Origin of the sequence: uncultured Phascolarctobacterium sp., from assembly GCF_902463975.1 — a bacterium.
GTDB lineage: Bacteria > Bacillota > Negativicutes > Acidaminococcales > Acidaminococcaceae > Phascolarctobacterium_A.
Genome location: NZ_CABQHJ010000012.1, coordinates 27,703 through 42,967, shown reverse-complemented (window position 1 = coordinate 42,967; position 15,265 = coordinate 27,703). Strand labels below are relative to the sequence as shown.

Below are 15,265 nucleotides of genomic sequence, written 5' to 3'. Positions count from 1 at the left end.
CCTTACTCCCCCTCTGCCGTCATGCGCAGCGCTGTCATGCAGGCGCCCGCCTTATTCACAGTCTCCTGAAATTCATTATCCACTACGGAATCCGCTACAATACCGCCACCGGCCTGAATATAAACTCTGTCGTTCTTCTTGACCATGGTGCGGATCGTAATGCAGATATCCATGTTACCGCCAAAATCAAGATAGCCCATGCCACCGCCGTAAATACCGCGGCGCTCCGGCTCCAGCTCGTCAATAATCTCGCAGGCGCGAATCTTCGGCGCTCCGCTCAGCGTGCCTGCCGGGAACACTGCCCGCAGCGCGTCCAGCGCGTCCTTATCGGCGCTCAGCTGTCCTGTAACCTTGCTCGTGATATGCATAACGTGTGAAAAACGCTTAATCGCCTTGTAATCACTCACCTTGACGCTACCAAAATCACAGACACGGCCCACATCGTTACGCCCCAAATCTACCAGCATATTATGCTCGGCGATTTCCTTGGCGTCTGCTAAAAGCTCCTGCTCCAGCGCCTTGTCCTCCTCACTCGTCTTGCCGCGACGGCGTGTGCCGGCAATCGGCATGCTGATGACCCTTTTGCCTACAACCTTCACCAAAGTTTCCGGCGAGCTGCCGGCGATTTCCATATCGTCATTATGTAAAAACACCATGTACTGCGAAGGGTTCGTCGTTCTCAAATAACGGTAAGCGCTGAAAAGGCTCTGGTCGTACGTCGCGCTGAATTTTTGCGCGTAAACAATCTGAAAGGCATCGCCGTTTTTGATATATTCCTTGCAGCGCAGGACATTTTTATTATACTGCTCGCGGCTTTGGTTACTGGTGAACTCGCCCAGCTTAGCCTTTACAGGCTTCTTCGGCTGCACAGGCTGCAGCAGCATCTCCTCCATCGCCGCAATTTCGCGCTCCGCCTTGGCGTAGTTGATGGCAGCATTATCCGTTTTGACATTCACAATCAGGAAAATCTTCTGCTTGAGATGATCAAAGGCAATCAGCTTATCAAACAGCATCAAATCGACATCGGCAAATTCCGCCTTGCGCTCTTTATTTACCCGCATATCCGGCTCGCAGTAGCGCATAAAATCAAAGCCGAAGGTGCCGACAAGGCCACCGGTAAAATTAGGCAGGCCTTCAATCTGCGGTGCCTTGTATTCCTCCAGAATATGGCGGATGCAGCCCAAGGGATCGTTTTCCTGATACTTCACGGCGGCACCGCTGATGATTTCCGCATTACCGTCGGTTATTTTCAAACGCAGCACAGGATCATAGCCTACAAAGGAATAACGTGCCCAGTGCTCACCGCCCTCAATGCTTTCCAAAAGGAAGTAGTTGCGGCTGCTGCGTCTTACATTGTCCAAAAACGCCAGCGGCGTCAGCATATCCGCCAGGCATTCCTTCGCTACCGGTACAGCCTTGAAATCCTGTGCATACTGCATGACCTGCTCCAAAGATAAATTCAACATTTTTTCACCTCATCTGCTTATTTACACCCGTGTCAACAAAAAAAGCCTGCCCTCGTACTGCTCGCTTTGAGCAATATCAAGGACAGGCTCTAAATACTAATACCTGCGGTACCACCTTGCTTCGCCGTACATCGGCGCTCTCTCGCAGAATGCTGACACATTCCTCACCCTTAACGCCGGTGTAACGTTGCTGAATACTCTCGCCTGCGCGATTTGACAGCACCCTCAACGGTCCATTTATCAGCCTGCATCTCTATCCGGCTTCCACCTGCCCGAACTCTCTGTAAGCGCATCTGCTGACTTGATCTCCGTCTCAACGGTTTGTGGTCTTTTTTGAAGTTATGCCTAGTGTAACACTCTACATTGATAGAGTCAAGAAAATATTACACTTTGCGTACTTCCGATTATTTTACAGTAAATAATGTAAAGCTGGTTACAGTTTCAAAATAACTGCGCAACAGCAAACAAGGCAAAGCTTACGCAAGTTTTTTCTTCTCCATGAGAAAAACTCATCAAAAATCCAAAGTTTTTCTTTTGCAAACGAAAAACTTCTGAATTTCAAGTACTTTTTCTTCTACAGGCGAAAAACTTTTGGATGTAGGAAACAATATAACTACTTGACTCAATTTTCTTCCAAAAGAAAATCTATGATATTCTTTTGCTCAATCCCATCCTCACCCATAGGGAATTCATCAAGAGTAAGCACATACTTCGGATAGCTGTCATTAATCTTTTTAAGTGGAGCAAATTCACGCTCATATGTTTTTTCATCTAAAACCGATGCAGATACTTGATAATAAATGCGCTTATCCTCTTTTTGAGCAATGAAATCTACTTCGAGCAAATCTAATTTGCCTATGCTGACCTGATATCCTCTTCGTAAAAGCTCCAGATAAACAATATTTTCAAGAATATGTCCGATATCGCGAGTGCGTTCACCCAATAAAAGGTTACGCAAGCCTATATCAACGATATAATATTTTTCCAGTGATTTCAAAAACTCTTTGCCTTTGACATCATAGCGATTTGCTTCATACAAAATAAAAGCATCTTTTAGTGCTCGAATATAGTTATCAATAGTCCCTGATGTAGTCCTTCTGCCATTACTGTTCAAGGTATCAGCTATTTTTTTAGTTGAAACTATATTTCCTATATTATCAAATAAAAATCGTATTACATCTTCTAAGAGCTTTACGTCTGAAATCCTCTTGCGTTCAACAATATCCTTAAGTAAAACAGTATTGAATATACCTCTAAAGTATTCCAAGCGAACTTCTTTGTTATCAATAGTTGCAGCATAAGGAAAGCCACCATTAAGATAATATTTATTAAACGCCGTCTTTTTATCTCCACCGACTAATTCCCAATACTCCTTAAACGACAACGGCAGTATGCTCAGTTCAATATACCTTCCAGACAACAATGTAGATAATTCACCAGAAAGCAAATATGCATTAGAACCAGTAATATAAATATCTACATCATCACGTAAGAACAAACTGTTGATAGCCTTTTGAAACTCTGGAACAATTTGTATTTCATCTAAGAATATGTAATTTTTTTCATTAGGGGATAAGTTTTCCAGGATATGATTATATAAAGCATGATAATCCTTAAGACTTTCCCAACGCAAATCTTCAAAATTTATATATTGACAGCATGAAGGATGAACACCGTTGCTTACTAAAAAATCTCTATACATTTCCAGCAGTGTCGACTTACCGGAACGACGCACACCTGTAATAACCTTGATAATCTTTTTATCTCGCATCAATTTTAGTTTTTCCAAATATGTCTGACGTACGATCATACAAATCCTCCTCTCCCAAACTAGCATTATACTTCTTTGTCCTTTATATCATAACAGAAAGGATAATGCCACGCAAGTTTTTCTTCTCCATGAGAAAAACTCATCAAAAATCAGAAGTTTTTCTTTTTTAAGTGAAAAACTTTTGGATTTCAAGCACTTTTTCTTCTGCAGGCGAAAAACTTTGGTTTCTATTTTTTCTTTCGCATGCCAAAAGGTAGTCTCTATGTCTACTTTTTTTAATGAATTTGCGCAACTCATTTTATACGTCATCAAAAAAGGCGGTGCACTCACACCGCCCCAAGGTTTCAGGTTAATTTTACTATTTCATACACGCATCACGCGGCAGTCCCAGCTGCTCGCAGATGTCGCCCCATTTTTGCTGTCGTGTTTTCATCGCCAGCAGCTCCTCCACGCTCTTGTCGCAGTGGCGTGCCAGAAACATTGCACGCTTCACCTGATGCGAAGCGTAACCCATGCGCATATATTTATCTACCAGCTTTTTATCCAGGCCAAACAAACGGTGGATACGGTCAACCTTATACTCATGCTCAGCACGCGCCAGCTTTTCCGGCGTCAGTCCCAGCAGGTAATCAACGCGCGTCCACACGTATTTATCGCGCAGCTGCGCCACCTCCTTCACCGGTTTTTTCGCTGCGTAAGCATGCAGGCACAGCTTTTTCAGCTCCATGTAGCTGATGCCGCTGTCAAAAAGCTCACCCAGCTCTTCTTTGTCGAAGAGGAAACTGTCATGCAGGCCGTTAACTGCTTTTTCCTTATCCATGGGCTTCTTGCCTGCGGCGCTGGCAGCAGCTCCGCCAATGACGAAAAGACCGCAGAGCATCAGGCAGATTAAAAGCGTTATCTTTTTCATTTTGCACCTCTTTGTGAATATTTAATTATTAAATGGGCATTTTTCTTGATTCTTGCTAAAATTTTCTCCTGTTCTTCTTTTGTATAGCCGATTACATCTTTGATTTCGTATTTCGGTAAAACGCATAAAAGGCTATGAAATCCATCTTCTGCATCAGGTGTTTCCACGTATACTAAAACAGTACCATCGGCTTTCATTTCCGAATGCGTATATTCAGTTCCATCATTTAATGTCAAATATGGATAAATCATATTAAGCACCATCCTTTCATACGTATTATAGCATATCTGCAAGTTCATAAAAAGCTATATAAAAGTGGCGGCGCTAACGGCGCCGCCGTAGGGTTAAGTGTTAGAAGCTATATTCATAGCCAACCATGAAGTTACGGCCCAAGGAATAAAAATTCGATGTACTGTTACTCGTAATATCTAATCTGTCAAATATGTTGTTAATGTGCAAAAATGCCTTTTGATTTTTCTCAGGTGCATAGGTGAAATGCAAATCAGTAAAGCATTGCGGCTTGAGTTCTCTTTGCGGTTTGTCTATAGAGGCTCTGGTAGACATCCTGTCTCCTACAAAGTTTACAGACATGCTAGCAGCAAATTTACTTTGCGTATAATCAACAGCTCCTTGCAGCTGATATTTATTATAAATTTGATGCCAATCCATATCACCATAGTTATGAATATTTTGAGCTTTAGGATTTTGGTAGGTAGCACCCCAACGTGTTGACCAATTATCATCATGCGTTATTGCATAAGACAATTCAACACCAGTGTTTTTAACATCTTCGTTGAAATAGTCTACTCCATCAACAAAGCCGTCGTTATCATAGTTTACTTTAGCGTCTATGGAATCCTTGATTTTATAATTGAACAAAGCAAATCGCAAGTTGCCTTTGCCGATATTCGATTTATAACCGATTTCATAATGTGTTCCCTGTTCAGGTTTCAGATCAAGCGAAGGATTCATATTACCGTTACCGAAAAGTTGAGTCAAATTAGGCAAACGGAATGATTTACCAATCTTTGCATAAAAACTGCTATCATCGCTCACCTTATAAATATATTGCAGTTCAGGAGTAAATTTGCTTAAGTTGTCATTATGAGTATAGTTGCTAGTACCGGTTTTATTATCCTTCTGATAGCCGTCACAGCCTGTTGCCCACGTTTCACGGGCATTAAAAATTAAATTGGAGTTATCGGATACCTTCCAATCATAAGAAGCATAGACAGAATAGTTATCACGTTGATAGGTGCTATTTTTATTATTGCTTGAAGAGAATAAATCCATATCTTCTTTTTGATAACCGGCACCGATTAATAATTTGTTTTCTCCCATATCAAATGTTTTTTGTAAATCAATATTTGTATTATGTCCTTTGCGCCAGCTATAAGGAGTCTTTGCGGACCATGCGCCCTTCGAAAAATTAGACCGATCATATGATTTTTCCTGAGTTCCGTAAGATACATTAGCCTTTAAACCATCTTTATCGTATTGAAGTAAGAACATATTGTCGGTATCTTCATAATAATTATTTTGCGTACGCTCGCCTGACAACGCTTTTTTCTGCCAGTATTCATGCTTGTTATTTGAATAACTATGCGTAAAGGTTAAGCCATCAAGCATTTTCCAGTTCCACAAAACACTTTTTCTATCACCTTTACCATAATCATATACAGTAGTCCTAGCAGTAGGTTTGCCAACATAGCCACTCATATTATCGGCTTTACCACGCTTCTCATAGCCGGCAACAATATTAAATTTATCTGCACCGACACTTACATTGTAGCGTTGCTTACCAAAATTACCTGCAGCAACTTTAACAGTATTGCTCATTGCTTTCTTGGTAATAATATTAATTACACCGCCGGTAGCTTCACTGCCATATAATACAGAACCGCCGCCCTTTACTACCTCAATTTTTTCAATAGACTCTGTAGGAATATCCTCCAGATTGTACTTACCATCTTGGTTCATAGGAACACCATTTACCAAAACCAATGTACCTTTTTCTACGGCACGAATCATAACCTTACTGGTCATTGTTCCCATACCGGTACCATTAAAACCTTGAGATTGCGTATTAACACCTAATGTGTTTTGCAACACATCATAAGCATTAGCAGCATTGCTTTTTTCAATCTGCTCTTTGCCATAAACATCTACAACAGCAGGAATATCCAAATCCTTTTTTTCTGTTCTTGTTGCTGTTACAACCATTTGGTCCAGCGAATACTCCTGCAGCTCTTCAGCAAATACGTTTGTGCCCCCCCATATTACACTACCGGTAATGAGGGCCGTCATCAATAAGCCCTTGGAAAAATTACTCTTCATGTTTACTCATACTCCTATCAAAAAAATTTATTGAAAAGCCCCAGCACACCCAGTCTTTCATGGTCATATGCAACAAGCTTCACAATCGGCAAAAAATATTTGTATATCAGCTCATCTAGATAATATTATATCTTATTTTAAAGTATATAGCTACTTCATAGTCAATATTTTTATGAAAATTTTTGCAAGTAAAAATCACCGCCAGATTCGTCTTCAATCTCAGCGGTGATCAATATTATTATTAATTTGTATCCCTAGGCGCTCATTTTAGCAGCCAGCGCACGTACTTCCTTTACTGAAAGCTTAGAGTACTTAACAATCTTATCTATGCATTCATTATCGGCCAGCATCTCTTTAGCTACGCTGATACGTGCTTCCTTTTGTGCTTTTCTCATAGCTTCTTTTTCACGCTTTGCTATAAGCTTTTCCATTACATCGCCCATTTTATCCAAGCCCTCCTTCTCTTCTTTAAAGTATCTAATTTTTTCAGCAACAATTATTTACATATTATAATAACAAACGTAAAATGCAAAGTCAAATAACTGCAAATCGTACTTTTTGTGCTAAACAGCTGCTCTTGTATACAAAAAGGCGGCGCAAGCGCGCCGCCATAAAACCATACGCCTGCAAAAATTACAGATACGAAATCGGTATAACCTTATCATTATCTTTCAACGCAACTATTCTATCATACGTGCAAATAACACCGCCACTGCCACGCTTAACTCCAGGGATAGAATCCAACACAGAAAAGGCTTTGATGTCTGCTGCTTTAGGATCAGCATGTTTTTTCATTTCCAAAGGATGGAGCACTCCATTACATTCGATAAGTAAATCTATTTCCTTTTGCTCCTTATCTCTATAAAAATATAAAGGCGGCTCTGCTATCCCCTTATTGTAATAACTCTTAACTATTTCAGCAATGACAAACGTTTCAAAAAACGCTCCTGCCATGGCTCCGTTTTTCAGCACATCAGCAGTAGTCCATTTCGTCAGATAGGCTGCCAAGCCAGTATCCATGAAATAAAGCTTCGGCGTTTTGACCACCCTTTTTAACACATTATTCGCATATGGACGCAACAAATACACTATATTGCAAGTAACAAGAATAGATAGCCAGCGTTCGGCGGTTGATACACTAATTCCCACATTCTTGGCAAGTGACGAAATATTAAGCAACTGGCCGGTAATACTTGCTACAGCAATCATGAACGTAATGAATTTCACTTCATCACCAACCTGTGTCAATTCACGCACATCACGTTCAATATAAGTTTTTACATAAGAAGCGTAGAAAATCTGCCAGTCATAATCCTCATTAAGCAATAAATCCGGCATGCTGCCCCTATGAATTACTTTCCATAAATCTTCATAGGTTATAGGCTTTAGTTCCTTTTTGCGTGCAGTAAAATACTCTTCAACTGGCAAAAATGCATCATTAAATTTAATCTGCTGATACTCACGCAGCGAAAGCCCCAATAGATTAAAAATGCCTAAGCGGCCGGCAAGCGATTCGCCCACATTCTTCATCAGTTTAAACTGTTGTGACCCGGAAAGGTAAAACATCCCTTTGCCGTTCTGTTCATCTACCTGCATTTTAATATAAGGAAACAGATTAGGCGCATACTGGATTTCATCCACAAAAACCGGTGGAGTATTATCTTTAAAAAAAGTAGCTGGCTGTTCAACTGCAGCATGAAGCTGCATGGGATCATCTAAGCTTATGTAATTAGCACTGTTGGCGAACCTGCGTAGCAAAGTTGTTTTACCAACCTGACGCGGACCTGTTACCAAAACTGCGCCAAACATTTTTGAAGCTTTTTCAAGTATGCTTTCCAAGTGACGATGAATATACATAAGGTGCTCCTTTCGACTAATTTATTTTTTAATAATATATTAGCCGTTTTTTTCTAAGAACGCAAGTTTTTTTAGAAAAAAAGGCGGCGCAAGCGCGCCGCCTCAGCTATTTTATTAAATTAGAAAGTATAAGAATAGGTCAACAGGAAGTTACGACCTTGTCCTAATGAATAGTTATAATATTCTCTGTCTAACAGGTTGAATACACTGAATTCCAGACCATGATGTTTGTCAAAATTGTATTTAGACGTAAAGTTAACGAGGAATACAGGATCGTATGCTCCAGGCACACCAGTGATAGTATCACTGTTATTAGCTTGACCAAACTTTTTACTATAATAATTACCAGCTAATTCAGCACTAAATTTATTGTCAACATAATCAACACCAATATTCAGCAAACGTTTCGGAGTCATGCGAACAATTTTATCATTTTCATCAACATTAGCACCCTTAGTAATTTGTGGATTTTGAATAGTTGCATTCACATAAGCAGAAAGTTTATCGTCAAACTGATGCGTTACACCAATCTCAAAGCCGATTGTCTTACCTTCACCCTCAGAGGTTAACTGCTTTTCTTGATAGGGACTAGTACCATCGCCATTTAGATTATCATTATCAGGCAGATTTTGATAATTACCAGTTGATGCCTGATAATTAATATTTTTTATTTTATTATGGAAAACTGCCATCTGCACAGTTGTCTTTTCGCCAATATTTTTCTTATAGCCAGCTTCAGTTGTTGTAATAATTTGCGGTTTCAAACTAGGATTAGCAATTACAACGTTCTTATTAGAAGCCGCTGTACCAGTTGCAGAACCATTAACCGTGCCAGAGAACATATCATAAAGAGAAGGTGCAGAGAATGCTTTACCCCAAGAAACATAAGCACTTTGGGTATCATCAAACTTATAGTTCAATGCTAATTTAGGACTTACAGCAGAATCACTGCGAGAACCTGGTCTATCATCTATACCATTAATATCATAAGCATGACCGTCTTTAACAGTCCAATGATCATAACGAAGAGCACCAATTAAAGATACTTTATCACTAAACTTATGCTCATCTTGGAAGAAAATACCATACATATCAGTTTTGCCTGCACCGGCTTGGCTGATAGTTTTAAAATCAGTTTTCTTGAGCTTTACCTTATCCATAATATCATGTTGATATTGAACGCCAAAAACAGCATTGTCATTATCGCCTAACTGTGCTTCCTTAACAACGCCTAAAGTATAGCGCTTGCTATCATATTGAGATAAATCGCTCTTAGAAGTGCCACCAGAATATACGCCACCATTCCAACTTCTGTTATCAGTCAAGCCTGCATTTACATGCAATTTAGCGTCCTTATCAGAATAACCAACTGTATAAATTCTCTCATCTACACCGCCAGGTGCTCCATCAAATGTTGATTTTAGCACACTAAATTTCTTTCCATCAGGAGTAAAAATGGTACCTGTTTTGCCAAGCCAATTCTCATGAGAGCTATAATCATAAGAATATTCATTTTTGGTTTTCATATAACCAACACTTAATGTCTTGGAATCATCAAATTTATAGGTCAACTTTCCTTTGTAATTATCTTCATCCCAGATTTTATTACCCTTCTTACCTACAATAGCTTGCAGACCATTACCTTTACTATTAGGGAGTACTTTATAACCTTCACCATTTGGTGTACCACTGCCAGATTTCAAACTTGCTGTTGCCATATCACTATATGTATGGCTATCAGTTCCCTGATAGTATAAATCGTAACCAAACTTACCAACCTTATCGCCAACATTTACTTTCTTAATCCATGTATGGTTAGTGCCGTAAGTTAAGGAAGTTTTAGCATGCATCTTTTCGCTATCCTTAGTCGTAATATTAATTACACCAGCCATAGCGTTACTACCATAAATTGCAGAACCAGGACCTTTTACAACCTCAATTTTTTCAATGCTTTCAACAGGAATATCATTCCAATTTACAGTACCGCTATACGCATTTACCATAGGTTGTCCATCCACTAATACAAGGACGTCACTGCCAGATTTTACACCACGCATAGTAACAACGGGTTTAGAGTTTGCTAAGCCACCAGTTCTAGATACGGCAATACCTGTAACCTTCTTCAAAGCATCATCAATATATGTTGCACCAGATTTCTCAATATCCTTTGCAGTAATCACTTCGACACTTGCAGGAACATCAATAATTTTCTTCTCCGTTCTCGTCGCCGTTACAACCATCTGGTCAAGCGTATACTCCTGCAGCTCTTCAGCAAATACATTTGTACCCCCCCACATTACACTACCAGTAATGAGGGCCGTCATCAATAAACCCTTGGAAAAATTACTCTTCATGTTTACTCATACTCCTAAAAAATATATTTTGACCACTCTTCCCCCGCCCAGTCTTGCATGGTCACGGGCTATCAAGCGCATCAAGCAAAATTGTAAGCTATACGGCAATATAGCTATAAAAAAGCGCCCTTGCTTTTATAATCAGCAAAGGCGCAAGTTGCTCTTCTGATATCCTATGAGAAAGCTTTCTGGCAAAATTTAGTTTCGCTTTAAGAATCTTTCTTTTTTCATATCTATAGTATACTACACAAGTCTTATATATTCAATATATATTCTTATTATTAAGCTAAATTCTACTAGGAAATTTTTCTTTCAACCACAAAAACAGTATCGGCAGCACCAAAAGCGTAAACACCGTTGATGTTATCATACCGCCGATGATTACCCACGCCATGCTCACGCGCGTCTCCGAGCCTGCGCTCAGCGAAAGCGCTGTCGGCAGCATGCCCACCACCATCGTCAGTGCTGTCATAAAGATAGGCTTCAGACGCGTTTTGCCTGCCTCGATTACCGCTGCCTTCGCCGTCATGCCTTCATGCATCAGCGTGAGCGTATAGTCCAACAGCAACGTGCCGTTTTTCGCTACCAGGCCGTCCATAACCAGGATGCCGATAAGAGAATACAGGTTGATGGTATTATGCGTCAACAGCAAACAGAAGATGGCACCGATAATGCCCAGCGGCAACGAGAACATACGGATGAACGGCGTAAATACCGATTCATAGAGCACTGCCAGCAGCAGATAAATCAAAAGCAGTGACAGCGACAATGCCATAGCCATTTCGGCAAAGGAATCGTTCATCGTGGTCGCCTGACCGGAAAAAGCATAGCTACTCTTAAGACCTGCGGCATTGAGCTTTTGCGTCAGCTCCTTAACTACCTCGTTCAGCGGTCTGTCCGTCAGGTTGCACTGGATGTTGATGATGCGCTCCTTGTTCACGCGACGAATCGTAATAGGGCCTACGCCCTCTTCTACGTCGGCAAGGTCGCCAAGAAAGACGCTTCCTCTGCCTGTCTGCACCGGAATAGCGCGCACGTCTTCAATATCATAGCCACTGCCACCGGCAAAGCGTACTGCAATATCGGTGTCATTGCCATGGTTTTGCACATCGTTCGCCAGTACGCCGGCACTGCGTCCGCCGATAGCGGCGTTAAAGGACTGCGCCACATCATTTACTGTCGCGTGATAATATTTCAGCTTGTCGCGGTCTACCGTCACCTTCAGCTCCGGCATGCCTTTAACATAGGAATTTTTGATATCCTTCAGGCCTGCAGTCGAAGCAAAAATCTGCTCTACCTTGGCGGAATCAGCCACGAGCTGGTCCATATCGCTGCCCTTAAGCTCCACCTGTACCGGTGAACGCACAAGGTTGCGACCGCCCGAAACACCGGTAACGGATGACTGAATCTCATTGACGCGCACCTTGATTTCGCCAAGATTCTGCTTGGCAAAGCTGCGGATGCCCTGTGCTACCTGCCACACGTCCCTGCTGCGGTCATCGCTGTTTTTGAGTGCGATAACAAGCTTGCCCATGCTCTGCGTGGTCGTTACATTCGTCATATAGTGCTCGATTTCCGGCACCTTGGCCAAATAATCCTCAAACAGCAGCAAGGCCTCGTTGGTTTGGTCAGCGTTAAAGCCCGTAGGCAGCTCAATATTCACCTGAATCGCGCTTTCGTCGGTACGCGGCATGTACTCTGAGCCAACTATACCGAGCGGCACCAGCGCCACCGCCACCGCAAAGGCTGCCAGTACTCCCAGCACCAGCTTCTTCGGCTTTTCTATGCATTTGCGCAGTAGAACATCATATTTGGCAATCGTCTGAGCTTCCAAAGCATCCAGCCTGCTCCACAGCTTGCCCTTAGGCTCCTCCACGCCGTTTTTATAAAAGCGCGAAGCCAGCATCGGTGTCAGCGTAAAGGATACGACAAGCGACATCAGCGTAGCAAAAACAATCGTCATGCCAAACTGCTTGAAGAACTGGCCTGTCGCACTTTGCATAAAGGCAATCGGCAAAAATACCACCACGTCGCAAAGCGTCATAGCGATTGCCGCCATACCAATCTCATTACGTCCTTCCTCCGCTGCCACGTCGGCGCTTTTGCCCATCGCCAGAAAGCGATGGATATTCTCCAGCACAACAATGGAGTCATCGACAAGAATACCGATACACAGCGCCATACCCATAAGTGACATCATATTGAAGGTAAAGCCTGCCAGATACATAAGGAAAAAGGTAGCAATCAGCGAGGTCGGAATGGCAATCATAACTGCCAAGGACGACTTCCAGCCACGCAGGAACAGATATAAAACAAGTCCTGTAGTCACAAGACCTTCGAGCAGCGTTTTTAGCGTGTTGCTCAGGGAATCGCGCACGAAATGCGACTGGTCATAAACAACTGTGAAAACGTAGTCAGGATAATCCTTGCGCAGAGTTTCCAGCTGCTGCAGCACGCCGTCTGCTGTGTCGACGATATTGGCGCCGCTGGCCTTATAAACCTCCAGCGATACCGCCTCATTGCCGTCTACACGGCTATAGGCCACGGCACGCTTATCCTTGGCCTGCACGTTAGCCACCTGCCCCAGCTCGATATATCTGCCGCCCGCACCCTTAAGCTGCAGGTGCTGAATCTCCTCCGGAGCCTTATACTGCGCCTGCAGACGCACGGTTTTTTCCAAAGCATCGGTATAGACGGAGCCGGAAGAAACAATAACGTTTTCCTTGCGCACCGCTGTAATAATATCCTGCAGCGTCAGTCCGTAATAATTGAGCTTATCCTTGTCAACCTCGATGGCAATTTCCTTGGCGCGGCCGCCTGTGACATCAACATCAGCTACACCGGCAGCCTGCTGTAGCCGTTCCTTAAAGCTGCTGTCAGCCAAGGCAAAAATATCGTCCAGGTTATCCTTGGAGGTTGCCGCAATCTGGATAATAGGAAACTCCTCAGAAGAACGCTTGAGCACTGCAGGCTCATCAATATCCTCCGGCAGATTCTTACGGATACGGCTGACTTTTTTCGTTGCCTCGATAGCCACCATATCAGCATCGGCCTGACTGTCCAGCTCGACAAAAATCTCCGCACGTCCGGGACGTGTAGCGGAACGCACCTGCTTGAAGTGCGAAATTGAGGACAGCTCGTCCTCAATCGGCTTCGTCACCTGCTGCTCGACTGATTCCGTGCTGGCGCCGGGATAATTGACAATAACGCTGATAAATTTAGAGTCCACGTCCGGCAGCAGCTCCACGCCAATGCGAAAGAAGCTGATAAGACCAAGGACGCAGACTAATATGTAAATCATGCAGATACCGATAGGCCGTTTAATAGAAAAGCGTGTAATATTCATTACTTCGCCTCCTCCTTGGCCACCTCAACCACCATGCCGTCACGCAGACGCGCAAGATTATCAAGGATAACCGTTTCGCCTATCTTCACACCCTGCACTATTTCAATGCTTTCATTATTACTTGCACCGGTAGTAACAGGCTTTTTCAGAGCCTTATTACCCTTGCCCAGCACATAGACGAAATATTTGCCATCCCGTTCCAGAACGGCATTTTTAGGTAAATATATAGTGGATGGCTTTTGCAGAAAACGCAATTCACCCTTGGCAAACAAGCCTGCCTTTACATTGGAGCCAGGCTCATCCAGCCTGATGCGGAGGGTAAACTTGTTTGTTTCCCTGCTTCTTACAGGGCTCACATAAACAACAGTACCCCGGCATATTTCGCCAATCGCCTCCAGCTTCAGCTCGACCTGCGTGCCAACGGTAACAGAAGCAGCCTCAGCCTCTGTAATATCGCAGTCCACTGTAAAACCGCTGTCATCCAAAAGGGTAAGCAGCCTGCTGCCTGCAGGCGCATAGCCACCCACTTCTGCATCGCGGTAGGTAATAATACCTGCGCGTGGTGCCTTAAAAATCAGATCGTGATACTTGTTTTGCGCAATAATGTACTCCTGCTCGCGTCTGGCAGCAATCTGCTCCTGACGGTAAACCTGCGACGGTGTGCCGTCATAATCCACCTGCTGCGCCAAAGCATCGTACTGCGCCTTTTTATTAGCCAGCGTCTGCTCCATGCTGTCCAGCTCGGACTTGGAAACAGCGCCCTGCGCATACAGCTTGCGGTAACGCTCCGCGTTGACCTGCGCCAGCTTATAATCAGCCTCATAGCGAGTAAGGCTGGTGCTATAGCTCACATCCGTAGTTGCCGCATTAGCTCCGGCCTCGGCATAGCGTGCCTGGGCCTTGAGCATTTCGGCACGGGCATCATCAAGATGCTGCACCAGCAGAATATCCCCTGCCTGCACCTTGCTGCCCAAATCAACATTAACCTCGTCGACGATACCGGCATACTTGTTGACGATATCAATCTGTGCCTTGGCCTTGAGCTGTCCAAAAAGATTAATGCTTTTATACAATGGTCGCCTGCTTACTGTCTGCGTGTGCACAATAGGTTTCATTACTGCTTTTTTTGACGTAGACTGGTTGGAGAGATGCCTGAGGCCCAGTGTCAAAGTAATGCCTATCACACAGATAGCAAGCAGACTAAGGAGTTTGTGTTGTAATATA

At 43.0% G+C, this 15,265-nt stretch carries 11 protein-coding genes; all 11 read right to left on the bottom strand.

All coding sequences use genetic code 11. The features are described 5' to 3' along the window. Window positions 1-2 precede the first annotated feature (2 nt). The gene (gene trpE, locus RDW05_RS05085; RefSeq protein ID WP_307978081.1) at window positions 3-1,466 is read right to left on the bottom strand and encodes an anthranilate synthase component I; all 1,464 of its coding nucleotides are present in this window, start codon (window positions 1,464-1,466) and stop codon (window positions 3-5) included. A 622-nt stretch (window positions 1,467-2,088) separates the two neighbouring features. Next, window positions 2,089-3,276: an ATP-binding protein gene (locus RDW05_RS05080; protein WP_307978080.1), complete on the bottom strand. Its 1,188-nt coding sequence runs from the start codon at window positions 3,274-3,276 to the stop codon at window positions 2,089-2,091. Window positions 3,277-3,324: 48 nt separating this feature from the next. Beyond that, on the bottom strand, window positions 3,325-3,534 hold the full coding sequence (locus RDW05_RS05075; RefSeq protein WP_307978079.1) for a hypothetical protein: 210 nt from the start codon (window positions 3,532-3,534) through the stop codon (window positions 3,325-3,327). A 61-nt stretch (window positions 3,535-3,595) separates the two neighbouring features. Continuing rightward, complete coding sequence (locus tag RDW05_RS05070) at window positions 3,596-4,147, bottom strand: hypothetical protein (RefSeq protein ID WP_307978078.1); 552 nt, start codon at window positions 4,145-4,147, stop codon at window positions 3,596-3,598. After that, a complete protein-coding gene (locus RDW05_RS05065; RefSeq protein WP_293829587.1) occupies window positions 4,144-4,398 on the bottom strand; it encodes a hypothetical protein in 255 nt (84 codons plus the stop codon). The genes RDW05_RS05070 and RDW05_RS05065 overlap by 4 nt, the downstream gene beginning before the upstream one ends. Window positions 4,399-4,498: 100 nt before the next feature. After that, a complete protein-coding gene (locus tag RDW05_RS05060) occupies window positions 4,499-6,484 on the bottom strand; it encodes a TonB-dependent siderophore receptor (protein ID WP_304260982.1) in 1,986 nt (661 codons plus the stop codon). A gap of 254 nt (window positions 6,485-6,738) precedes the next feature. Beyond that, window positions 6,739-6,927: a hypothetical protein gene (locus RDW05_RS05055; RefSeq protein WP_307978077.1), complete on the bottom strand. Its 189-nt coding sequence runs from the start codon at window positions 6,925-6,927 to the stop codon at window positions 6,739-6,741. Window positions 6,928-7,117: 190 nt separating this feature from the next. Further along, complete coding sequence (locus RDW05_RS05050) at window positions 7,118-8,341, bottom strand: ATP-binding protein (RefSeq protein WP_304221318.1); 1,224 nt, start codon at window positions 8,339-8,341, stop codon at window positions 7,118-7,120. Between the two features lie 119 nt (window positions 8,342-8,460). After that, window positions 8,461-10,695: a TonB-dependent receptor gene (locus tag RDW05_RS05045; RefSeq protein ID WP_307978076.1), complete on the bottom strand. Its 2,235-nt coding sequence runs from the start codon at window positions 10,693-10,695 to the stop codon at window positions 8,461-8,463. 286 nt (window positions 10,696-10,981) lie between these two features. Beyond that, window positions 10,982-14,041, bottom strand: coding sequence for an efflux RND transporter permease subunit (locus RDW05_RS05040; protein WP_307978075.1), 3,060 nt, complete (start codon window positions 14,039-14,041; stop codon window positions 10,982-10,984). Then, window positions 14,041-15,156, bottom strand: coding sequence for an efflux RND transporter periplasmic adaptor subunit (locus RDW05_RS05035; protein WP_293722136.1), 1,116 nt, complete (start codon window positions 15,154-15,156; stop codon window positions 14,041-14,043). The genes RDW05_RS05040 and RDW05_RS05035 overlap by 1 nt, the downstream gene beginning before the upstream one ends. Between the last annotated feature and the right edge of the window lie 109 nt (window positions 15,157-15,265).